Genomic DNA, 22,101 nt, shown 5'->3' with positions numbered 1-22,101 from the left:
AACGCGAAGGGCCGCCCCGGAAGAGGCGGCCCTCGGGGTTCGGGTGCGTCAGCCGAGCTTCGACACGTCCCGCACCGCGCCCTTGTCGGCGCTGGTGGCCATCGCCGCGTAGGCCCGCAGTGCCGCCGAGACCTTGCGCTCGCGGTTCTTCGGGGCGTACACGCCGTCCAGGGCCGCCTCGCGACGCGCGAGCTCGGCGTCGTCGACCAGGAGCTCGATCGAGCGGCCGGGGATGTCGATGCGGATGCGGTCGCCGTCCTCGACGAGGGCGATGGTGCCGCCGGCTGCCGCCTCGGGGGAGGCGTGGCCGATGGACAGGCCGGAGGTGCCGCCGGAGAAGCGGCCGTCGGTGATCAGGGCGCAGGCCTTCCCGAGGCCGCGGCCCTTGAGGTACGAGGTCGGGTAGAGCATCTCCTGCATGCCGGGGCCGCCCTTGGGGCCCTCGTAGCGGATGACGACGACGTCGCCCTCCTTGACCTGCTGGGTGAGGATCTTCTGCACGGCCTCCTCCTGCGACTCGCAGACGACCGCCGGGCCCTCGAACGTCCAGATCGACTCGTCGACGCCGGCCGTCTTCACGACACAGCCGTCGACCGCGAGGTTGCCCTTGAGGACCGCGAGGCCGCCGTCCTTGGAGTACGCGTGCTCGGCGCTGCGGATGCAGCCCTCGGCGGCGTCCTCGTCCAGGGACGCCCAGCGCTCGGACTGGGAGAAGGCCTCGGCGGAGCGGACGCAACCGGGGGCCGCGTGCCACAGTTCCACGGCCTTCGCGGACGGTGAGCCGCCGCGGACGTCCCAGGTCTTGAGCCAGTCCGCGAGGGAGGGGCTGTGGACCGAGTGGACGTCCTCGTTCAGCAGGCCCGCGCGGTGCAGTTCGCCGAGGAGGGCCGGGATGCCGCCCGCGCGGTGCACGTCCTCCATGTAGTACGTGCGGTTCTTCGCCACGTTCGGGGCGACCTTCGCGAGGCAGGGGACACGGCGGGAGACCGCGTCGATCTCGGGGAGGCCGAAGGGGACCTCCGCCTCCTGGGCCGCGGCCAGCAGGTGCAGGATCGTGTTGGTGGAGCCGCCCATGGCGATGTCGAGTGCCATGGCGTTCTCGAAGGCCGCGAAGGTGGCGACATTGCGCGGCAGGACCGACTCGTCGTCCTGCTCGTAGTAGCGGCGGGTGATGTCCATCACCGTCTCGGCCGCGTCGACGTACAGCTGCTTGCGGGCCGTGTGCGTGGCGAGGACCGAGCCGTTGCCGGGGAGCGAGAGGCCGATGGCCTCGGTCAGGCAGTTCATCGAGTTGGCGGTGAACATGCCGGAACAGCTGCCGCAGGTCGGACAGGCGTTCTCCTCGATACGGAGCATGTCCGCGTCGGAGATCTTCTCGTTCACGGCCTCGGACATCGCGTCGACCAGGTCGAGGGTGCGGACCGTGCCGTCGACGAGGGTCGCGCGGCCGGACTCCATCGGGCCGCCGGAGACGAAGACCGTGGGGATGTTGAGCCGCAGCGCGGCGTTCAGCATGCCCGGGGTGATCTTGTCGCAGTTGGAGATGCAGATCAGGGCGTCGGCGCAGTGGGCCTCGACCATGTACTCGACCGAGTCCGCGATCAGGTCGCGGGAGGGCAGGGAGTACAGCATGCCGCCGTGGCCCATCGCGATGCCGTCGTCGACCGCGATGGTGTTGAACTCGCGCGGGATGCCGCCGGCGGCGACGATCGCCTCGGAGACGATCCGGCCGACCGGCTGGAGGTGGGTGTGGCCGGGCACGAACTCCGTGAAGGAGTTGGCGACCGCGATGATCGGCTTACGGCCGATGTCCGCACCCGGTACCCCGGAGGCACGCATAAGGGCGCGGGCGCCCGCCATGTTGCGGCCGTGGGTGACTGTGCGGGACCTCAGCTCGGGCATCGTCGCTCGCTCCTTCAGACAGTTCGGGCTGCTATCGAGCGTACGCCGGTCATCCAGGGGCCGGGACGAGGTGTCCGGAATGCGGGACGCCTGTCTCGCGATCACGGCTTCGTCAGATGCCCCTGCACCACCGGCGCGACCCGCGCGATGATCTGTTCGATGTCCACCGACGCCAGCGGCTCCACCTTGATCACGTAGCGCAGCATGGCCGTGCCGACCAGTTGCGCGGCGGCCAGCTCGGCACGCAGTTCGGCGTCCGGCAGCTCCAGCCGGTCGGCGATGCGGCGCAGCAGCTGGGTGGCGACGAGCCGGCGGAAGACGGTGGCCGCGGTCTCGTTGTTGACGGCGGAGCGGACGATCGCCAGGAGCGGCATGCGCGTCGCCGGGTTCTCCCAGACGCCGAAGACGAAGCGGGTCAACCGCTCCCCCACGTCCTCCAGGGGGCCCTCGACGAGAGCGTCCCGCGCGCCCAGCGCGGGGGCCGCGGCGACCTCCACGGCCGCCTCGAAGACCTGCTCCTTGGTGCCGAAGTAGTGGTGGACCAGTGCCGGGTCGACCCCGGCGGCCTTGGCGATGCCGCGCACGGACGTCTTCTCGTAGCCCCGCTCGGAGAACTCCTCACGGGCCGCGAGGAGGATGCGGTCGCGGGTGCCGGCCGCGTCCGACTCCGTACGACGGGGCCGGCCGCGCTTCCGGGCGGTGACGTCGCCGTTCGCCGGGGCGCCCTCACTCACGGCCTGGACACCTTGACCGCGGCCGGGCTGCCCACTGCCGCGGGCACCTTCACCATCGCTCGGCTGGTCATGGCCGGAAACACGTTCACGATCGCCCGGCTGGTCATGGCCAAAGGCACCTGCACCATCGCCCGGCCGCCCGCCGCCGACACCCTCGCCATCGCGCTGCCGCTCATGATCGGAGGCACCTGCACCATCGCCCGGTTCCTCATCGTCGGGGCACCTTCACCGGGGAGGCCAGGTGGAGGCGGGTGAAGGCCAGGGCCTCGGCGAGATCGGCCTCGCGTTCGGCGCCGGACATCGCGCGGCGGGTGTTGACCTCGATGACGACATGGCCGTCGAAGCCGCTCACCGCAAGGCGCTCCAGGAGCTCGGCGCATGGCTGGGTGCCGCGCCCCGGCACGAGGTGCTCGTCCTTCGCGGAACCCTTGCCGTCGGCGAGATGGACGTGGCCGAGACGGTCTCCCATGCGGTCGACCATGTCCATCGCGTCGGTCCGGGAGGTCGCCGCATGGCTGAGATCGATCGTGAAGTGCCGGTAGTCGTCCTTGGTGACGTCCCAGTCGGGGGCGTAGGCGAGCATCTCGCGGTCGCGGTAACGCCAGGGGTACATGTTCTCGACGGCGAACCGTACGTCCGTCTCGTTCGCCATGCGCCAGATCCCGCTGACGAAGTCGCGGGCGTACTGCCGCTGCCAGCGGAACGGCGGGTGGACGACGACGGTGCTCGCGCCGAGTTTCTCGGCCGCCGCCCGGGCCCGCTGGAGCTTGACCCAGGGGTCCGTCGACCACACCCGCTGCGTGATGAGCAGGCACGGGGCGTGCACGGCGAGTATCGGGATGCCGTGATAGTCGGAGAGGCGGCGCAGGGCCTCGATGTCCTGGCTGACCGGGTCGGTCCACACCATGACCTCGACGCCGTCGTATCCGAGGCGTGCGGCGATCTCGAAGGCCGTCGCCGTCGACTCCGGGTAGACGGAAGCCGTCGAGAGGGCGACCTTCGCATCCGGGATCCGTACGACTGGTTCTGCCACGTCGGTCAGCCTACGGCGTCCGGCGGGGTGGGACCGGACGCCTATTCGCCGTTGTGGTGTTTGCCACGGGGCGAGTTCAGGTACGTGGGGGCTGGTGGCGCAGTTCCCCGCGCCCCCTAGAGACCCTGCACGGACCCCATGTGGTCAAGTCGGCGCAGGATTACGCCCTCCCTGAGCGCCCATGGGCATATCTCGACCTTTTCCACTCCGAAGAGATCCATGGCACCCTCGGCCACCAGCGCCCCCGCCAGGAGCTGCCCCGCCCGGCCCTCCGACACGCCCGGCAGCTCCGCGCGCTGGTCCGTCGTCATGCCGGCCAGCTTCGGGACCCAGGCCTCCAGGGACTCGCGCTTGAGTTCGCGCTGTACGTACAGGCCCTCGGTGGAGCGGGCCGCGCCGGCCAGGCGGGCCAGCTGCTTGAAGGTCTTGGACGTGGCGACCACGTGGTCGGGGGCGCCGAAGCGGGCGAACTCGCCGACCGTGCGGGCGATCTGGGCGCGCGCGTGCCGTCGCAGGGCCCTGACGGCGTCCGGGTCCGGGGGGTCGCCGGGGAGCCAGCCGGCCGTGAGGCGGCCCGCACCCAGGGGCAGGGAGACCGCCGTGTCCGGTTCCTCGTCGATGCCGTAGGCGATCTCCAGGGAGCCGCCGCCGATGTCGAGCACCAGGAGCTTGCCCGCCGACCAGCCGAACCAGCGGCGGGCGGCGAGGAAGGTGAGGCGGGCCTCCTCGGCGCCGGCGAGGACCTGGAGCTCGACGCCGGTCTCGGCGTGCACGCGCGCGAGGACGTCGTCGGCGTTGCTGGCCTCGCGGACGGCGGAGGTGGCGAAGGGGAGCAGGTCCTCGACGCCCTTGTCCTCGGCCGCCTGGAGAGCGTCCTTGACGACCGAGACCAGCTTCTCGACACCTTCGGGGCCGATCGCTCCGGCCTGGTCGAGGAGTTGGGCAAGGCGCAGTTCCGCCTTGTGCGAATGCGCGGGCAGAGGGCGGGCGCCGGGGTGCGCGTCCACCACCAGCAGATGCACCGTGTTCGATCCCACGTCGAGGACACCGAGTCTCATGTAGGGAACGCTACTGCCAGCTGGGCGTTCGGCTGTCTCCGGAGGGGCCTCGGGCGACTTACCCTGGACGCGTGCCAAAGACGAAAAAGGTGAAGGACGACAAAACGGCCGTAACTGCCGACGGTCCTTCGCGGGCGAAGCCACCGAAGCAGTCTCGGAAGGCCACGAAGGCCCTGAAGGCCGACGAGAAGGGGCTCGACTTCGCGCGCGCGTGGGTGGAGTTCCCGGATCCGGCGGACGACGAGCAGGTCTTCCGCTGCGATCTGACATGGCTGACCTCTCGGTGGAACTGCATCTTCGGCAGCGGCTGCCAGGGCATCCAGGCGGGCCGCGCGGATGACGGGTGCTGCACGCTGGGTGCCCACTTCTCCGACGAGGACGATGAGAAGCGGGTCGCCGAGCACGTGGCGCGACTCACTCCGGAGATCTGGCAGCACCACGACGAGGGCACGGCGAACGGCTGGGTCTCCGAGGACGAGGACGGCGACCGGCAGACCCGCCCCTTCCAGGGCTCCTGCATCTTCCAGAACCGGCCGGGCTTCGCGGGCGGCCAGGGCTGCTCGCTGCACATCCTGGCGCTGCGGGAGGGCCGCGAGCCGCTGGAGACCAAGCCGGACGTCTGCTGGCAGCTGCCGGTGCGGCGGACGTACGACTGGATCGACCGGCCGGACGACACGCGCGTGCTGCAGGTGTCGATCGGCGAGTACGACCGGCGCGGCTGGGGTCCGGGCGGTCACGACCTGCACTGGTGGTGCACCTCGGCGACCTCGGCACACGGCGCCGGCGACCCGGTCTACGTCTCCTACCGCCCCGAGCTGATCGAGCTGATGGGCAAGGCGGGCTACGACCGCCTGGTCGAACTCTGCGAGGAGCGACTGGCCTCCCAACTGCCCCTGCTGGCACCGCACCCGGCGGATCCGACGGACTGAGCACGGCGGGGGCGGCGCCCGCCTGGGCACGGCGTCGGGGGCGGCGCCCGCAGGGAGCCGCCCCCCTGTCGCCCCGCAGGTCTGGGACGAGCCACCCTCCCGTCGCCCCGCGGGGCCGAGATCCTGCGGCTCCGTCCCGCACCCTCGCCCCGCAGGGGCATCGCCCCGCGACCCGCAGGGCAGCACCTCTCGCATCGCCCCGCGCCCCGCGACCCGCAGGGCAGCACCTCTCGCGTCGGCCCTCGCGCCCGCGCTCCAGGTGGGACAGGAACTCCTCGGCGTGCCCCGGCTCCCTGCGACCCGCAGAACAGCGCACCGCATAGCGGCGTCCCCGCGCCCCATCCCGCGCCTCTCGCCCCGGCACACCTCCCCCACCTTCCGCCCCCTCCCTGACCGCCCCGGCCGCCCACGGACCCCCAGCCATGGCCAGAATCCGGCTCGCCCTCCCCGCCCCGCCCCTCCCCTACGACGAGGACGGGCTCGGGTCCTCGGTTGCCGTCGGTGACGGTGTCTGGGTCGGTGGAGTGGACGGCGTGGGGTCGGTCGGGGTCGGGTCGGGGGTGGGTGGTGAGGACGGTGGGTCGCTGGGGGTGGGCGCCGAGGTCGTGGGGCTGGGGCCCGGCGCGGTCGGAGGTGTCGTCGGCTTGCCGGGGGTGCCGGGGCCGGACGGTGCGGGGGCCGTGCCGTAGCCCTGGATGGTGACGACGGCGCCCGCCGGTGAGATCGCCACGCGCGCGCTCCAGGGACCGGACGGCTCGCGCAGGTGGTCGACGTACACCTTGACCGTCAGCGACTCGCCGGGCTTCAGGGTTCCCGAGGACTGGCTCAGGTAGAGCCAGGAGGCCCCCGTGGTGGCGGACCAGCGGACCGGGGCGTCGCCGGTCGCGGTGAGGGTGACCAGGGTGGTGTCGCCGTTGTTGTCGGCGGCCACGTCCAGGTGCCCGGCGCCCTTCCCGCCGGCCCCTGCCACGCTGACGACCTCCACGGAGACGTCGGGCCGGCCGTCCTTGGTGAAGCGGGGGCCGGGTTTGACGGACGCGTTGCCGGCGTTCTGGTAGCCGCCGCTCGCGGTCTCGCCGTCCAGGCTGTCGGGGCCGTGCGCCTCGCTGGCGCTCGCGGGGTGGCCGTCGGCCCCCTCGCCGGGGCCGCCCCGGTAGGCGGCCCACAGGGCGAGCACGGGGGCGGCGACGACGGTGGCGACGACGGTCGTGGTGACGGCACGCGAGCGGAGGCGGTCACGACGGGCGGCCCGGTCCTTGGGATCCATCGGGAAGCCGCGCCGGTCGAAGCGGGGCACGGCGGCGCCACGCGCGCGTGGCGGGTGCGCCAGCGCCATGTGCAGGGCCGCACGCGGAGCTTCGAGCACGGGCAGCTCGGCCGGCGTGATCATGGCTCCGGGCCAGCGACCCGGAATCGCCCGCTCGGCACCGCGGCGGCAGCGCGGGCAGTCGTCGACATGGCGGACGAGTTCGCGGCGCAACGCGGAACTCAGCACGAACTGGTTGTCGCCGGTGAGTCGCGCCACACCCGGACAGTCGCCGGTCTCGACGACGGCGAGGGCCGCGCGTGTGCGCTCGACCTCGCAGGCGGCGGAGGCGAGCAGTTCCCGGGCGCCGGCGAGGTCCATGCCGAGGACGGCGGCGACCTCGTGGGCGGCGAGGTGATGGCGCACGGCGAGTTCGAGCGCCTCGCGCTGCTCCGGGGTGGTGCCGGCCGCCTCCGGCCAGGCGAGCAGGGCGAGTTCGCGGCGCCGCGCCTCCAGGACGTCCTCGGCGACCGGGAGTTCGGCCGGCTTCTGGGCGGCTCCGTGGCGTCCCGCCGCGTGTGTGGCCTGACGTTTCTGCTTGGCCTCGGCCAGCTTGCGCAGACAGGCCCAGCGGGCCAGCGCGTACAGCCAGGGCCTGCGGTCACCGGCCGCGTCCGGGCCGCCGCGCCGCTCGGCGAGCGCGAGGACGTCGCCGAGGGCGGCGGTCGCCGAGTCGTGGTCGCACAGCACGGACATGCAGTAGGTGAACAGGCCGTCCAGGTACGGCTCGTAGCGCGCGGGCGGCCGCTGTGCCAGCGTGCGCGCCGCACCGCGGTCGCGCTCCTGCCGTTGCGCCCGGTGCGCGCCGGTGGTGCGGGTCGAGGTCTCCGGACTGCTGCTCATCATCCGTGGACCGTAGGGCGCGGAAGATGGGCCCTACCTGCACCTTGAGCACTTTTACTCCGTACGGGTGAAACGATCCCTCAATAGGGGACAGGAACCCCGGATTCCGTGGCTCGTTCCCGGCGTGACATGGCCGGTTCGCGTGCCAAAGGCGCGGCGCGGACCGGGGCGGGCGGACCGGGGCGGGGCGGGCGGGAGTGCCTGCGGTCCGGCGGGAGTGCCTGCGGTCCGGCGGGCGCGCCTGCCGTCCGGTGGGCGACGGCCGCGTTGTCAGTGGTGGCGGTTACGGTTCGTGCATGGCCACCCGTACGAAGTCCGCCAAGGAGCGCCCGTCCTACCGCTGCACCGAGTGCGGCTGGCAGACGGCCAAGTGGCTCGGCCGCTGCCCCGAGTGCCAGGCCTGGGGGACGATCGAGGAGTACGGCGCGCCCGCGGTGCGTACGACGACACCGGGCCGCGTCACCACCTCCGCCGTGCCCATCGGCCAGGTCGACGGCCGCCAGGCAACTGCCCGCTCCACCGGCGTGCCCGAGCTGGACCGGGTGCTCGGCGGCGGTCTCGTGCCCGGCGCCGTGGTGCTCCTCGCGGGCGAGCCCGGCGTCGGCAAGTCCACACTGCTGCTGGACGTGGCGGCCAAGTCGGCGAGCGACGAGCACCGCACGCTCTATGTGACCGGCGAGGAGTCCGCGAGCCAGGTCCGGATGCGCGCCGACCGCATCCGCGCGATCGACGACCACCTGTATCTCGCCGCGGAGACCGACCTGTCCGCCGTCCTCGGCCATCTGGACGCGGTGAAGCCGTCCCTGCTAATCCTCGACTCGGTGCAGACGGTGGCCTCCCCGGAGATCGACGGCGCCCCCGGCGGCATGGCCCAGGTGCGCGAGGTGGCCGGGGCGCTGATCCGCGCCTCCAAGGAGCGCGGGATGTCCACCCTCCTTGTGGGCCATGTCACCAAGGACGGCGCGATCGCCGGCCCGCGGCTCCTCGAACACCTCGTGGACGTGGTCCTGAGCTTCGAGGGCGACCGGCACGCGCGCCTCCGGCTCGTACGGGGCGTCAAGAACCGCTACGGCGCCACCGACGAGGTCGGCTGCTTCGAGCTGCACGACGAGGGCATCACCGGCCTCGCGGACCCAAGCGGACTTTTCCTGACACGTCGTGACGAACCGGTCCCCGGCACCTGTCTCACCGTCACCCTGGAGGGCCGCCGCCCCCTGGTGGCCGAGGTGCAGGCGCTCACCGTCGACTCGCAGATCCCCTCGCCCCGGCGCACCACCTCGGGCCTGGAGACCTCCCGCGTCTCGATGATGCTCGCCGTCCTGGAGCAGCGCGGCCGGATCAGCGCGCTCGGCAAGCGGGACATCTACTCCGCGACGGTCGGCGGGGTAAAGCTTTCGGAACCTGCCGCGGACCTGGCGATCGCCCTCGCCCTGGCCTCGGCGGCAAGCGACACCCCGCTGCCCAAGAACCTCGTCGCGATCGGCGAAGTGGGCCTGGCTGGCGAGGTCAGACGGGTCACGGGCGTCCAGCGCAGGCTCTCCGAAGCACACCGTCTGGGCTTCACGCATGCGCTCGTACCGGGCGATCCGGGCAAGATCCCGTCCGGCATGAAGGTCCTGGAAGTCGCGGACATAGGGGACGCCCTGAGGGTCCTTCCGCGCTCCCGTCGGCGAGAGGCCCCACGGGACGAGGAGGACCGCCGGTAGACTTTGCCCTGGTCTCGCCCGTCCGTACGAACCGAATGTACGACACGGGAGCGTCCAAGACCCCGCGACCGGAGGAGAGCAGTGGCAGCCAACGACCGGGCAGCAGCTCCCGGAAAGTCCGGTGGGAGTGCCGGTTCCGATGGCCTGATGCGCGCCTCCCTGAGCGCCGTGGCCCCCGGTACCGCCCTGCGCGACGGCCTCGAGCGGGTGCTGCGCGGCAACACCGGCGGACTCATCGTGCTGGGCTTCGACAAGACGGTGGAGACGATGTGCACGGGCGGTTTCGTCCTGGACGTCGAGTTCGCGGCCACGCGTCTGCGTGAGCTGTGCAAGCTGGACGGCGGCATCGTGCTCTCGTCCGACCTGTCGAAGATCCTGCGGGCCGGCGTGCAGTTCGTGCCCGACGCGACGATCCCGACGGAGGAGACGGGCACCCGGCACCGCACCGCGGACCGGGTGAGCAAGCAGGTCGGCTTCCCGGTCGTCTCCGTCTCCCAGTCGATGCGCCTCATCGCCCTGTACGTCGACGGCCAGCGCCGCGTCCTGGAGGACTCGGCGGCGATCCTGTCCCGCGCGAACCAGGCCCTGGCGACCCTGGAGCGCTACAAGCTGCGCCTGGACGAGGTCGCGGGCACGCTCTCCGCGCTGGAGATCGAGGACCTGGTGACGGTCCGGGACGTCTCGGCCGTGGCCCAGCGCCTGGAGATGGTGCGCCGTATCGCCACGGAGATCGCCGAGTACGTGGTCGAACTCGGCACGGACGGCCGCCTCCTCGCCCTCCAGCTGGACGAGTTGATCGCGGGCGTGGAGCCGGAGCGCGAACTGGTGGTCCGGGACTACGTCCCCGAACCCACCGCGAAGCGCTCCCGCACGGTCGACCAGGCGCTGTACGAACTGGACGCCCTGACCCACGCCGAGCTCCTCGAACTCCCCACGGTGGCCCGCGCCCTGGGCTACACCGGCTCCCCCGAGGCGATCGACTCGGGCGTCTCCCCCCGCGGTTTCCGTCTCCTGGCCAAGGTCCCCCGCCTGCCCGGCGCGATCATCGACCGCCTGGTGGAGCACTTCGGCGGCCTCCAGAAGCTGCTGGCTGCAAGCGTCGACGACCTGCAGACGGTCGACGGGGTGGGCGAGGCCAGGGCGCGGAGCGTCAGGGAGGGCCTGTCGAGGCTGGCGGAGAGCTCCATCCTGGAGCGGTACGTGTAGGAGCTTTTCAGGGGCGCGGGACGGTATTCATCCGGGGCTGCGCCGCGGGGGCGCGATCAGCCCTCACGAAGCAGCGGGCGGCGAAAACCGTCCGCGGCACCCTCAGTCGTTCTCCAGCACGAACGAAGCCTGCACAGTCGCGTACCCGGGCGCCTTGACCTCCACCAGGTAGGTCCCGGCACCGGCCGACCCCGCGGGCGGCGTCGCACACTGCGGAGCACTCGGCTTGCGGTCCCACTTCACGGTGTAGGTGATGCTGCTCCCGGCCGGAGCCCGGTAGACCAGGTTCCCCGCGGTCCTGGGGCAGTCGGCGGACGACCAGTACGTGTCGTCCGAATCGGCCTGCGTGATCGTCAACACCGCGTTCCTGGGCCCGAGATCGACCTTGCAGTCGGTGCCGGAGGAGTTCGTCGCGGTCAGCAGCAACGTGGGCGTCTGGCCCGGGTCGTAGGCGTTGCGCACACTCCGCACGCTCAACTTCACCGCGCCCGCGGTGCAGTTGGGCAGTGCGGAACCGGCCGGGAGGGTGTCGCCCTGGCCGACTCCGGTGCCCGTACCGCCGCCGGCCGCGCTGCCGGACCCGCCGGCCCCGGCGGAGCCGCCCGTACCGGTCTCACCGCCGCCGCCCGAGGTGTCCCCGGCGCCGGAACCTGAGCCGGAGCCCGAGCCCGATCCGCCGCCGGTGTCCCCGCCGGTGGTCGACTCGTCGCGGCCGCCCGGGGCTTGGCTGATGGCCGGCCCGGAGCCGGAGGGCCCGGGGGTGATCGTCGAGGGGGAGGGATTCTTGCCGTTGGACCCGTCCGCGCCGTTCTTGTCGCCTCCGCCGCCGGAGCTGACGATCCACGCGATCAGCAGCGCCAGCACGGCGAGGACGGACAGCATGACGGCCCTCCGTCGCCAGTAGATGGAGGAGGGAAGCGGCCCGACCGGATTGCGCAGAGATCCCACGGCGCAAACTGTACGAGAGATCGGCGAGTTCGCCGCCCTCACCCGCCGCCCGGAGCCACAACTTTTCCGGATCATCATTCCGGAAACGGCAGTCCCCGCACCACCTTTCGCCAGCCATGACACGTGCCCACAACGCAGGGTGACCGAACTCGCGCACTGTGCACGGTCCGTGACCGTGAAGGTCTCCCCGTGCGGGTGACGACCCGAAAGGGGCACGGGGACGGAAGAGGCGTTCGCGATCGCAGCCTTGCACCCATGGCCATGGCTGCAGGCCGTACCTGTTCCGGACCGACCCGTCCCGCAGAACGCCCGTCCGCCTCCTTCGGCATGGCAGGATCGAAGGGCCATGACTGCGCCCATTAAGCCCCCGCACAGCAGCCCCGCCGACGGCGGCACCGATGCTCCCCTCGGAGCGGGCCTGCACTCCCCCGTCATCGACTGGTTCGACGAGCACGCCCGCGATCTGCCGTGGCGGCGGCCCGAGGCCGGGCCATGGGGGGTGATGGTCAGTGAGTTCATGCTCCAGCAGACACCGGTGAGCCGGGTGCTGCCGGTGTACGAGCAGTGGCTCGCGCGCTGGCCACGGCCCGCCGATCTGGCCGCGGAGGCGCCCGGTGAGGCCGTGCGCGCCTGGGGCCGGCTCGGCTACCCGCGCCGGGCGCTGCGGCTGCACGGCGCCGCGGTCGCCATAACGGAGCGGCACGGCGGTGACGTGCCGACGGACCACGCGCAGCTGCTCGCGCTGCCCGGGATCGGCGAGTACACGGCCGCGGCCGTCGCCTCCTTCGCGTACGGGCAGCGGCACGCGGTGCTGGACACCAATGTGCGGCGGGTGTTCGCGCGGGCGGTGACCGGTGTGCAGTACCCGCCGAACGCCACGACGGCCGCCGAGCGCAAGCTGGCACGCGCGCTGCTGCCGGAGGACGAGAGCGTCGCCGCACGCTGGGCCGCCGCCTCGATGGAGCTCGGCGCGCTGGTGTGCACGGCCAAGAACGAGACCTGTCAGCGCTGCCCGATCGCCGCCCAGTGCGCCTGGCGGCTCGCGGGCAAGCCCGAGCACGACGGACCGCCGCGGCGCGGGCAGACGTACGCCGGTACCGACCGTCAGGTCCGCGGCAAACTGCTCGCCGTGCTGCGCGATGCCCACGCGCCCGTATCGCAGACGGTCCTGGACCGGGTGTGGCACGAGCCGGTGCAGCGGGCGCGGGCGCTGGACGGTCTGGTCGCGGACGGGCTCGTGGAGCCCCTGCCGGGTGGTTTGTATCGGCTGCCGTTGACGTAGCCGACACGAGAACAACCGGCGAATCACCCCGAACCGGCACGAATGACCGCGCCGGTTTACCCCTTTTCGGTTTCCGTTACACAACCGACGGACAGCCGATTGCCAGCCGCGCGCTGCTTCGCACAGCTCCGTGACAACCGCTCCGTAGCTTCATTGCCATGCCGCACACCAGGTGACGGCGCAAGCGATGAGAACCGGCAGGGACTGCCGGAACGGGGATCAGGAGGCGGTCGACATGGCGCAGGGCGAGGTGCTCGAGTTCGAGGAGTACGTCCGCACCCGGCAGGACGCGCTGCTGCGCAGCGCACGCCGTCTGGTCCCGGACCCGGTCGACGCGCAGGACCTGCTCCAGACGGCGCTCGTACGGACGTACGGCCGCTGGGAGACCATCGAGGACAAGCGGCTCGCGGACGCCTACCTGCGCCGGGTGATGATCAACACCCGTACGGAGTGGTGGCGGGCGCGGAAGCTGGAGGAAGTGCCGACCGAGCAGCTCCCGGACGCCTCGGTCGACGACTCCACCGAGCAGCACGCGGACCGCGCCCTGCTGATGGACGTCATGAAGGTGCTCGCCCCCAAGCAGCGCAGTGTCGTGGTGCTGCGACACTGGGAGCAGATGTCAACGGAGGAGACGGCCGCCGCCCTCGGCATGTCGGCCGGTACGGTCAAGAGCACGCTGCACCGGGCGCTCGCCCGGCTCCGCGAGGAGCTGGAGGCCCGCGACCTGGACGCACGCGCGCTGGAGCGTGAGGAGCGGGAGCGTTGCGCGGCGGCCTGACCGAACCCGGGCCCACCCGGCCGGACCTCGCTCCGGTCCGGGGGATCTTCCAGGCGGCAAGCACGGCGGTGGTCGTGCTGGCCGCCCTCGCCCTTTTTGTCTCCGCCTGCGCCACCGGCGGCACCGGCACCCGCGACGAGGGTCCGGCGCACGCGGTCGCGGAGGACGGTGCCTCACCCTCGCCCCTGCCGTCCGTCGTGCGGTCCGCCCTGGCCTCCCCACGTCTGGACCGCAAGGGCGCGGTCGCTCTCCTCAAGTCGGACCCGAAGGTCTCCGAGGCGGTCAAGCGCGATCTGGAGCCCTGCGGCACCGACCAGTACCCGGTCGACCTGTTCTACGGCGACCTGACCGGCGGCTCGGCCGACGACGTCGTCGTCAACGTCGTGACCTGTGCGGATCTGGTGGGCGTCGGCTCGTACGTGTATCGGGAGGAAGACGGTTCGTACCAGAATGTCTTCCAGACCGAGGAACCTCCGGTCTACGCCGAGATCGACCGCGGCGATCTGGTGGTGACCAAGCAGGTGTACGAGAAGGGCGACGCGGTGTCGGACCCGTCCGGCGAGAACGTGATCACCTATCGCTGGGTCTCGGGAAGGTTCGCCGCGGTGTACCGGACGCACAGCGACTACAGCGACGTCGGCGGCACGGATCCGACGCCGGTGCCCGACAGCTGACGTACGGCACGGTCCGCCGGCGTACGGCGTGAACCGATCGGGCCGCCCGGAACGATCCCCCAGTGACCGCAACGACACCGAAGAGTGAGAGCACCCGGATGGCAGACCAGACCCATGTGCTGTTCGTCGAGGACGACGACGTCATCCGCGAGGCCACCCAACTCGCCCTGGAGCGGGACGGCTTCGCGGTCACCGCCATGCCCGACGGTCTGTCGGGCCTGGATGCGTTCCGGGCAGACCGTCCCGACATCGCCCTGCTGGACGTCATGGTCCCGGGCCTGGACGGGGTCAGTCTGTGCCGCCGTATCCGCGACGAGTCGACCGTGCCGGTGATCATGCTGTCGGCGCGCGCCGACTCGATCGACGTGGTTCTCGGTCTGGAGGCCGGCGCCGACGACTACGTGACCAAGCCCTTCGACGGGGCCGTCCTGGTCGCCCGGATCCGTGCGGTGCTGCGCCGCTTCGGGCACGCGGGCGGGGCCGACCGGGGCGAGGAGAGCGCGGACGCGGCCGCCGGGGGCGTGCTGACCTTCGGCGAGCTGGAGATCGACACCGAGGGCATGGAGGTGCGCAAGGCCGGGCAGCCGGTGGCGCTCACCCCGACCGAGATGCGGCTGCTCCTGGAGTTCTCCTCCGCGCCCGGCACCGTCCTGTCCCGTGACAAGCTGCTCGAACGGGTGTGGGACTACGGCTGGGGCGGAGACACCCGCGTCGTGGACGTCCATGTGCAGCGGCTGCGGACGAAGATCGGCCAGGACCGGATCGAGACGGTCCGCGGCTTCGGCTACAAGTTGAAGGCCTGAGCAGGGGGACCTGGAGCATGCGGGGGATCCTTCGGGGCCCGGTGACGGAGCGTGTGGTGGTGCGGACGGGCCTGAGATGGAAGCTCAGTGCGGCGATCGCGCTGGTCGGCGCGCTCGTGGCGATCGCGCTCAGCCTGGTCGTGCACAACGCGGCGCGGGTGTCGATGCTGGACAACGCGCGCGATCTCGCGGACGAGCGGATCCAGATCGCCCAGCGCAACTACGAGCTGACGGGCAAGCCGAACTTCCCGAGCATCGCCGTCGACGACCGTCATCTGCCGCCGCCGCTGCGCGAGAAGGTCGAGGAGGGCCGCCGGGCGACGTACGTCTCCGACCGGCCCGACCGCGGGCCGGACATCTGGGCGGCGGTCCCGGTCAAGGGCGGGCACGTGCTGTCGCTGCACACCGGGTTCACCGACCGCAGCACCGACATCCTCAACGACCTCGACCAGGCCCTGGTGATCGGCTCCATCGCGGTGGTCCTCGGCGGCAGCGCGCTCGGCGTGCTCATCGGCGGGCAGCTGTCACGGCGGCTGCGGAAGGCGGCGACGGCGGCGAACCAGATGGCCAAGGGCGAGACGGACGTCCGGGTGCGGGACGCGATCGGCGGGGTCGTACGGGACGAGACCGACGATCTCGCGTCCGCCGTGGACGCCATGGCGGACGCGCTCCAGCAGCGGCTGGAGGCGGAGCGGCGGGTCACCGCCGACATCGCGCACGAGCTGCGGACACCGGTGACCGGGCTGCTGACGGCGGCGGAGCTGCTGCCGCCCGGCCGGCCCACCGAACTAGTCCTGGACCGGGCGAAGGCCATGCGCACCCTCGTCGAGGACGTCCTGGAGGTGGCCCGGCTCGACGGCGCCTCCGAGCGGGCCGAACTGCAGGACATCCTGCTCGGTGAGTTCGTCGCCCGGCGGGTGGCGGCGAAGGACCCGGAGATCGAGGTCCGCGTGGTGCACGAGTCGGAGGTCATGACCGATCCGCGCCGCCTGGAGCGCGTGCTGTTCAACCTCCTCGCCAACGCCGCCCGGCACGGCAAGCCGCCCGTCGAGGTCACCGTCGAGGGCCGGGTCATCCGCGTGCGCGACCACGGCCCCGGCTTCCCCGAGGACCTCCTCGCCGACGGCCCGAGCCGCTTCCGCACGGGCAGCGCGGACCGCGCGGGCCACGGACACGGGCTGGGCCTCACCATCGCCGCCGGTCAGGCCAGAGTGCTGGGCGCCCGGCTGACCTTCCGCAACGTACGACCGGCGGGGGCACCGGAGGGGGTCCCGGCGGAGGGCGCGGTGGCAGTGCTGTGGCTGCCGGAACACGCGCCCACGGCCACGGGGAGCTATCCGCTGTTGCCGTGATCATCGGGCGGGCGGGGACGGTGGCCGCTGTCAGGCGGTGGCCGCCGTCACGGGGCGGACCCCCCGACGCCCTCCCTCACGCCCAGTCCTTCGAGAAGTCCAGCTCCTCGTTGCGCTGGGTCAGGGAGTACCAGTTGCCGTTGTCGTCGCGGAAGATCGCCTCGATGCCGTACGGCCGCTCCTGCGGTTCCTGGATGAACTCCACCCCGCGTGCCCGGAACGTCTCGTAGTCACCTCGGCAGTCGTCGGTCCTGAACGCTCCCGCGCCCATCACACCCTTGCCGACGAGTTTCTTCAGCGCCTCGGCGGACTCCGGGTCCAGGCCCGGTCCGTCGAGGCTCATCAGGGCCAGCTCGACGCCCTCCTGCTCCTTGGCGCCGACGGTGACCCATGTCATCTCGCCCATCGAGACCTCGCTGCGCACCTCGAAGTCCAGCTTCTCGGTGAAGAAGGCCTTGGTGCGCTGCTGGTCGAAGGTCCATACCGTGGTGATGCCCAGGCCCTGGATCATGGCTGCGCTCTCCTGTCCTCTGGGGGTTCCTCTCCGTCACCGTAGGCAGGGGCGGGATCGGGACGCTTCTCCAAAGTTGCGGTTCTCCGCCCGGCTCTCCCGGTGGGGAAGCCGCCGGCCCAGAGCATGGCGTAGCAGCCGGGGATCAGGGCGGCGCCGCGGCCCACGTGCCGGGCGCGGTACTCGCTCGGGGTGAGTCCGGTCCGCGTCTTGAAGCGGGCGCAGAAGGTGCCGAGGCTGCTGAAACCGACCAGATGGCAGATCTCGGTGACGCTCAGGTCGGCGCCCCGCAGCATCTCCTCGGCCCGCTCGATCCGCCGGTGCGTGAGGTACTGCCCGGGTGTCTCGCCGTACGCCTCCTTGAAGGCCCGCAGGAAGTGGTACCGCGAATACCCGGCATGCGCGGCCACGGCGTCCAGGTCCAGGTCCGGATCCGCCCAGTCGCGGTCCATGGCGTCCTTGGCGAGCCGGATCCGCCGCACCTTGTCCATGGAGCCGATGGTGGCACGCGGCACTGACATCGACCCCGCGAGCGCGCACGAGGAAGGCCCCCGGGGCGGACACCAGCCGGGGGCCTTCGGTTCGGGCGGGTCGGCTCAGACCTCGACCAGCGGAGCCGGCGCCGCGTCGTCCGCCGACTTCTGGGGGCCCGCTCCCTTCAGCGGCACCTCCTTGACGAACACCGCCGCCACCAGCGAGACCACGGCCACGATCGCGCCGAGCAGGAACGCCGAGTGCGTGCCGGCCGACACCGCGTACTGGTACGCCTCGCGCACCGCGTCCGGCAGCTTCTCCAGGCTCTTCGCGTCCAGCTGCGCGGACTGCTCGGTCACCTTGGAACCCAGCGCCCCGCCCCGCTCGGCCATGGTGTCCTGGACCCGGTGGTTGAACAGCGCGCCCATGATGGCCACACCGAAGGAGGAGCCGAGGGTACGGAACAGGGTGGTGGACGAGGACGCGACGCCCATGTCCTTCATCTCCACGCTGTTCTGCGCGACCAGCATGGTGATCTGCATCAGGCAGCCCATGCCGAGACCGACGACGGCCATGAAGACACCGGAGGTGAAGCGGGAGGTGCCGGTGTCCATCGTCGACAGCAGGTACAGCCCGATCACCATCAGGATGCTGCCGAGCACCGGGAAGACGTAGTACCGCCCGCTGTTGGTGGTGATCCGGCCCGCGACCATCGAGGTCACCAGCATCGCGCCGAGCATCGGCAGGAGCAGCAGCCCGGAGTTGGTCGCGGACGCCCCCTGCACCGACTGCTGGTACAGCGGCAGGAAGAGGGTGGCGCCGAACATCACGAAGCCGGTGATGAAGCCGATGATCGACATCAGGGTGAAGTTGCGGCTGCGGAAGATGTGCAGCGGTACGACCGGCTCGGCCGCCTTGGTCTGCCAGAACACGAACCCGACGAGCGCGGCGACACCGATGCCGATCAGCTCCATGATCCGCGCGGAGGTCCAGGCGTACTCCGTGCCGCCCCAGGTGGTCACCAGCACGATGGAGGTGATGCCGATGGTCAGCAGGGCAGCGCCCAGGTAGTCGATGCGGGCCTGTGCGCGCTTCTTCGGCAGGTGCAGCACCGCGCTGATCAGGCCGAGCGACACGACGCCGAGGGGCAGGTTGATGTAGAAGGACCAGCGCCAGCCCCAGTTGTCGGTGATGGTGCCGCCGACCAGCGGGCCGCCGATCATCGCCAGCGCCATGACGCCGGCCATCATGCCCTGGTACTTGCCGCGCTCGCGGGGCGGGATCAGGTCGCCGATGATCGCCATGACACCGACCATCAGACCGCCCGCGCCGAGGCCCTGCACGGCCCGGAAGCCGATGAGCTGCCCCATGTCCTGGGCCATGCCGCTGAGCGCGGAGCCGATCAGGAAGAGCACGATCGAGCTCATGAAGACGCCCTTGCGGCCGTACATGTCGCCGAGCTTGCCCCAGAGCGGGGTGGAGGCCGCAGTGGCCAGGGTGTAGGCGGTGACCACCCACGAGAGGTGCTCGAGGCCGCCGAGCTCGCCGACGATCGTCGGCATCGCGGTGCCCACGATCATGTTGTCGAGCATCGCGAGCATCATGGTGATCATCAGCGCGAGCAGGACGACCCGCACACTGCGCTGTTTCTTGTCCGGCTCCGTCTCGACCGTCTGCGTGTCCGCCATCGTTCCCACTCCCCTGAAGTCCTGCGGTACTGCCCTCGCCGGGGTACTTACTTGCCGCCCGGCTAGTTGATTACACTGGGGAAGGTAGACCCGTAACTAGCCGGGCGTCAAGTAAGTTTTATGGAAAGCCGAGGAGCACGAGGATGGGCGGCACCATGGACGTCACCAAGCAGCAGCGCCGCGGCAACACACGCCAGCGCATCCAGGACGTGGCCCTCGAACTCTTCGCGCAGCAGGGGTACGAGAAGACGTCCCTGCGGGAGATCGCCGAGCACCTGGATGTCACCAAGGCGGCGCTCTACTACCACTTCAAGACCAAGGAAGAGATCCTCGTCAGCATCTTCGACGATCGGACGCAGCCGATCCTGGACCTGATCGAGTGGGGCCGGAAGCAGCCGCACACACTGGAGACGAAGCAGGAGATCGTACGGCGGTACAGCGAGACGCTGGCCGGTGCGTCGCCTCTCTTCCGCTTCATGCAGGAGAACCAGGCGGCGGTCCGTGAACTGCGCGTCGGCGAGACCTTCAAGGAGCGGATGCAGGGGCTGCGCGAGATCATCGTCGACCCCGAGGCGGACCTGACCGACCAGGTCCGCTGCGTCAGCGCGATCTTCACCCTGCACGCCGGGATGTTCTTCCTCCAGGACATCACCGGCGACCCTGAATCCAAGCGCAAGGCGGTCCTGGAGGTGGCGACGGATCTGGTCACCCAGGCCCATCGGGGCGGTGGGGAGGAGTAGGGGCAGAGGTAGCGAGCGAGGGCGCCCCGGGGGCCGGCGCATGCGGATCGGCTCGGGGGCCCGGCGCACAGGGTTCGGCTCGGGCGCCGACACCAGCGGCTCACACCCGCGTACGAAACCCGGCAACCTCCGCGAGGACCCGGCCAGTTCGGGCAACAACCCGCCCGAGCGCGACGACACGACACCCCGTCCCGCGAAAGCCCGGCGTGCCCTACCGGCCCACCCAGCCCAACGGCCCACTCCGGCACACGCGCCGCGCGAACGACTCACCCGACAGCCCGCTCACGCCGGACCACGACGCCCGGCCCCCGGCATGCCCTGCCGGCTCGCGAACCACGCGAACAGCCCGCGATCGCCGTACGCCCCAGAGCAGTCCCAATGACCAACGCCGTCGGTCGCCCAGCCCTCTGGGACCAGCACGGCCCCCGGGACTGACGCGGACCACCGGCCTGCGCACCCCTCACCCAGCGGCACCCGCAAGACACGCGCACCTCGCACAACCGCCTCAGACGCGGACGCCCTTGGACCGCAGGAAGGCGACCGGGTCGATGGCGGAGCCGTAGTTCGGGGTGGTGCGGATCTCGAAGTGGAGGTGCGGGCCGCTGGAGTTGCCGGTGTTGCCGGACAGGGCGATGCGCTGGCCGGTCTTGACTATCTGGCCGACCTTGACGTTGATCCGGGAGAGGTGCGCGTACTGCGAGTACCTCCCCTTGCCGTGCTTGATCACGATGGCGTTGCCGTAGGCGGAACCGTCACCGGCACCGCCGGGACCCGCCTTCACGACGGTCCCGCCGTGCGCGGCGACGACCTTCGTCCCGCTCGGCACCGCGAAGTCCTGCCCGCTGTGGGTGGACTGCCACATGCCGCCGGCCTGCGCGTAGCTCGCGCTGAGCGTGTACTTCTTCACCGGGTCGACCCACGAGGGCGAGGACGACGCGGCCGAGGCGACTCCGGATCCCAGCACGGCCGAGGCGCCCACGGACGCGGCCATGACGGCAACCCGGGTGCGGACAAGGGACGTACGGGAAGAGCGGGGGGAGACGCGCTGGAACATTCGGAACCTCATGAAGCCGGGGACAGGAAACCACCCGGCGCACGACGGCGTCCGGATGGGGCATCCCTTGGTAACCCCGAAGGCCAAAGACCCCAAAACGGCCTATCTACGACGGACCGTAGTAATGGGTGCGGTAATGGAGTCCGATCGGTCGAGCGAGAAGTCCGCTTTTCGCCCTGACTCTCTCCACTATTCCGCCTAGTAATGGACAAATCGCCTGTGCGGCAAGTCACCGGCAGCCCCCAGGTAAAACCCGCGCCATGTGACGCACGCCTCTGGCCTCCTACCAATCAGTAACCCTACGGTTCCCCTCGCGCCACCCTCGCCCCCGAACATGCACCAGACAACGGCATACGGACGTGAGAGGACCCCCACGAACATGAGAAGCCGACGCCCCTGGGCGCGCCGCACAGCCGTAAGCATCGTTTCCGCAGCCGCACTGGTCGCCCTCGCCGCACCCGCCGAGGCCGCGACCACCACCACGAGCAGCTCCACGACCGCGACGGCCGCCGCCGAGGACGTCGACTACGCCACCTGGCAGACCGACTGCCAGGCCGTGATGGACCAGGCCCTCCCCTATCTGAAGGCGCGGATCGCCGCCGCCGGACCCGCGGAGAAGCAGGCCATCGTCTTCGACATCGACAACACCACCCTGGAGACGGACTTCGGCTTCAGCTACCCCTCACCGGCCAACAAGCCCGTCCTGGCCGTCGCGAAGTACGCCCAGGAGCACGGCGTCTCCCTGTTCTTCGTGACCGCCCGCCCCGACATCATCGCCTCGGTGACCGACTACAACCTCAAGCACGTCGGCTACCAGGTGAACGGCCTCTACGTCCGCAACTTCATCGACCTGTTCAAGGACGTCGCCGCCTACAAGACGGCCAAGCGCGTCGACATCGAGAACAAGGGCTACACGATCATCGCGAACATCGGCAACAGCACCACCGACCTGTCAGGCGGTCACGCCGAGAAGACCTTCAAACTCCCGGACTACAACGGCCAGTTGTCCTGACCCACTCGCGGCGGACCGCGTACGCGCACCTCGTGGGGCCGGTACCTTCGGGTACCGGCCCCATCACG

The 22,101-nt window shown here is 71.1% G+C and carries 21 protein-coding genes; 10 read left to right on the top strand and 11 right to left on the bottom strand.

The features are described 5' to 3' along the window. Positions 1-48: 48 nt before the first annotated feature. The 5 genes from ilvD to IOD14_RS02885 form a co-directional block, all read right to left on the bottom strand. Complete coding sequence (gene ilvD / locus IOD14_RS02905; protein WP_212669580.1) at positions 49-1,902, bottom strand: dihydroxy-acid dehydratase; 1,854 nt, start codon at positions 1,900-1,902, stop codon at positions 49-51. Positions 1,903-2,003: 101 nt separating this feature from the next. Continuing rightward, on the bottom strand, positions 2,004-2,636 hold the full coding sequence (locus IOD14_RS02900) for a TetR family transcriptional regulator (protein WP_123990889.1): 633 nt from the start codon (positions 2,634-2,636) through the stop codon (positions 2,004-2,006). Further along, complete coding sequence (locus IOD14_RS02895; protein WP_212669579.1) at positions 2,633-2,833, bottom strand: hypothetical protein; 201 nt, start codon at positions 2,831-2,833, stop codon at positions 2,633-2,635. The genes IOD14_RS02900 and IOD14_RS02895 overlap by 4 nt, the downstream gene beginning before the upstream one ends. Before the next feature lie 11 nt (positions 2,834-2,844). Further along, positions 2,845-3,669, bottom strand: coding sequence for a sugar phosphate isomerase/epimerase (locus IOD14_RS02890; protein ID WP_212669578.1), 825 nt, complete (start codon positions 3,667-3,669; stop codon positions 2,845-2,847). Positions 3,670-3,785: 116 nt separating this feature from the next. Then, positions 3,786-4,727: a Ppx/GppA phosphatase family protein gene (locus IOD14_RS02885; RefSeq protein ID WP_123990886.1), complete on the bottom strand. Its 942-nt coding sequence runs from the start codon at positions 4,725-4,727 to the stop codon at positions 3,786-3,788. A 173-nt stretch (positions 4,728-4,900) separates the two neighbouring features. Here IOD14_RS02885 and IOD14_RS02880 point away from each other — a divergent pair, with 173 nt between their 5' ends. Beyond that, entirely contained in the window at positions 4,901-5,656 is a 756-nt protein-coding gene (locus IOD14_RS02880) for a hypothetical protein (RefSeq protein WP_249126240.1), read from the top strand. A 463-nt stretch (positions 5,657-6,119) separates the two neighbouring features. Here the strand turns inward: IOD14_RS02880 and IOD14_RS02875 are convergent, their stop codons facing one another. Continuing rightward, on the bottom strand, positions 6,120-7,808 hold the full coding sequence (locus IOD14_RS02875; protein WP_212669577.1) for a sigma-70 family RNA polymerase sigma factor: 1,689 nt from the start codon (positions 7,806-7,808) through the stop codon (positions 6,120-6,122). 293 nt (positions 7,809-8,101) lie between these two features. On the opposite strand from IOD14_RS02875, the gene radA reads away from it, so the two are divergent. Both radA and disA read left to right on the top strand, forming a co-directional pair. Beyond that, positions 8,102-9,511, top strand: a complete 1,410-nt coding sequence (gene radA, locus IOD14_RS02870) for a DNA repair protein RadA (RefSeq protein WP_123990883.1) — start codon at positions 8,102-8,104, stop codon at positions 9,509-9,511. An 81-nt stretch (positions 9,512-9,592) separates the two neighbouring features. Next, positions 9,593-10,717: a DNA integrity scanning diadenylate cyclase DisA gene (gene disA, locus IOD14_RS02865; RefSeq protein ID WP_123990882.1), complete on the top strand. Its 1,125-nt coding sequence runs from the start codon at positions 9,593-9,595 to the stop codon at positions 10,715-10,717. A gap of 102 nt (positions 10,718-10,819) precedes the next feature. Here the strand turns inward: disA and IOD14_RS02860 are convergent, their stop codons facing one another. Continuing rightward, positions 10,820-11,665 carry a hypothetical protein gene (locus IOD14_RS02860; RefSeq protein WP_123990881.1) on the bottom strand — a complete coding sequence of 282 codons (846 nt, stop codon included), beginning with the start codon at positions 11,663-11,665 and terminating at the stop codon, positions 10,820-10,822. 346 nt (positions 11,666-12,011) lie between these two features. Here IOD14_RS02860 and IOD14_RS02855 point away from each other — a divergent pair, with 346 nt between their 5' ends. The 5 genes from IOD14_RS02855 to cseC all read left to right on the top strand — a co-directional run bounded on the left by IOD14_RS02855 (position 12,012) and on the right by cseC (position 16,554). Then, complete coding sequence (locus IOD14_RS02855) at positions 12,012-12,947, top strand: A/G-specific adenine glycosylase (protein WP_212669576.1); 936 nt, start codon at positions 12,012-12,014, stop codon at positions 12,945-12,947. A 235-nt stretch (positions 12,948-13,182) separates the two neighbouring features. Next, positions 13,183-13,725, top strand: coding sequence for a SigE family RNA polymerase sigma factor (locus IOD14_RS02850; RefSeq protein WP_020122536.1), 543 nt, complete (start codon positions 13,183-13,185; stop codon positions 13,723-13,725). Beyond that, positions 13,710-14,399 (top strand): hypothetical protein, encoded by a 690-nt coding sequence (locus IOD14_RS02845; RefSeq protein WP_123990879.1) that lies wholly within the window; start codon positions 13,710-13,712, stop codon positions 14,397-14,399. Before IOD14_RS02850 ends, IOD14_RS02845 begins: the two co-directional genes overlap by 16 nt. A gap of 98 nt (positions 14,400-14,497) precedes the next feature. Beyond that, a complete protein-coding gene (gene cseB / locus IOD14_RS02840; RefSeq protein WP_212669575.1) occupies positions 14,498-15,202 on the top strand; it encodes a two-component system response regulator CseB in 705 nt (234 codons plus the stop codon). 17 nt (positions 15,203-15,219) lie between these two features. Beyond that, entirely contained in the window at positions 15,220-16,554 is a 1,335-nt protein-coding gene (cseC, locus tag IOD14_RS02835; protein WP_123990877.1) for a two-component system sensor histidine kinase CseC, read from the top strand. 76 nt (positions 16,555-16,630) lie between these two features. On the opposite strand, the gene IOD14_RS02830 is transcribed toward cseC, so the two are convergent. The 3 genes from IOD14_RS02830 to IOD14_RS02820 all read right to left on the bottom strand — a co-directional run bounded on the left by IOD14_RS02830 (position 16,631) and on the right by IOD14_RS02820 (position 19,227). Then, positions 16,631-17,065, bottom strand: coding sequence for a VOC family protein (locus IOD14_RS02830; RefSeq protein ID WP_123990876.1), 435 nt, complete (start codon positions 17,063-17,065; stop codon positions 16,631-16,633). Continuing rightward, entirely contained in the window at positions 17,062-17,556 is a 495-nt protein-coding gene (locus IOD14_RS02825; protein WP_123990875.1) for a helix-turn-helix transcriptional regulator, read from the bottom strand. Before IOD14_RS02825 ends, IOD14_RS02830 begins: the two co-directional genes overlap by 4 nt. 105 nt (positions 17,557-17,661) lie before the next feature. Further along, complete coding sequence (locus IOD14_RS02820; protein WP_123990874.1) at positions 17,662-19,227, bottom strand: MDR family MFS transporter; 1,566 nt, start codon at positions 19,225-19,227, stop codon at positions 17,662-17,664. 143 nt (positions 19,228-19,370) lie between these two features. Here IOD14_RS02820 and IOD14_RS02815 point away from each other — a divergent pair, with 143 nt between their 5' ends. Further along, positions 19,371-19,967 carry a TetR/AcrR family transcriptional regulator gene (locus tag IOD14_RS02815; RefSeq protein WP_123990873.1) on the top strand — a complete coding sequence of 199 codons (597 nt, stop codon included), beginning with the start codon at positions 19,371-19,373 and terminating at the stop codon, positions 19,965-19,967. Positions 19,968-20,472: 505 nt separating this feature from the next. Here the strand turns inward: IOD14_RS02815 and IOD14_RS02810 are convergent. Further along, positions 20,473-21,021 carry a M23 family metallopeptidase gene (locus IOD14_RS02810; protein ID WP_123990872.1) on the bottom strand — a complete coding sequence of 183 codons (549 nt, stop codon included), beginning with the start codon at positions 21,019-21,021 and terminating at the stop codon, positions 20,473-20,475. Between the two features lie 379 nt (positions 21,022-21,400). On the opposite strand from IOD14_RS02810, the gene IOD14_RS02805 reads away from it, so the two are divergent. Beyond that, positions 21,401-22,033, top strand: coding sequence for an HAD family acid phosphatase (locus IOD14_RS02805; protein ID WP_123990871.1), 633 nt, complete (start codon positions 21,401-21,403; stop codon positions 22,031-22,033). Positions 22,034-22,101 lie beyond the last annotated feature (68 nt).

This window comes from Streptomyces sp. A2-16, from assembly GCF_018128905.1.
GTDB lineage: Bacteria > Actinomycetota > Actinomycetes > Streptomycetales > Streptomycetaceae > Streptomyces.
Note: the sequence above shows the minus strand (reverse complement) of the source record. Positions and strands in the feature narration are given on the sequence as shown.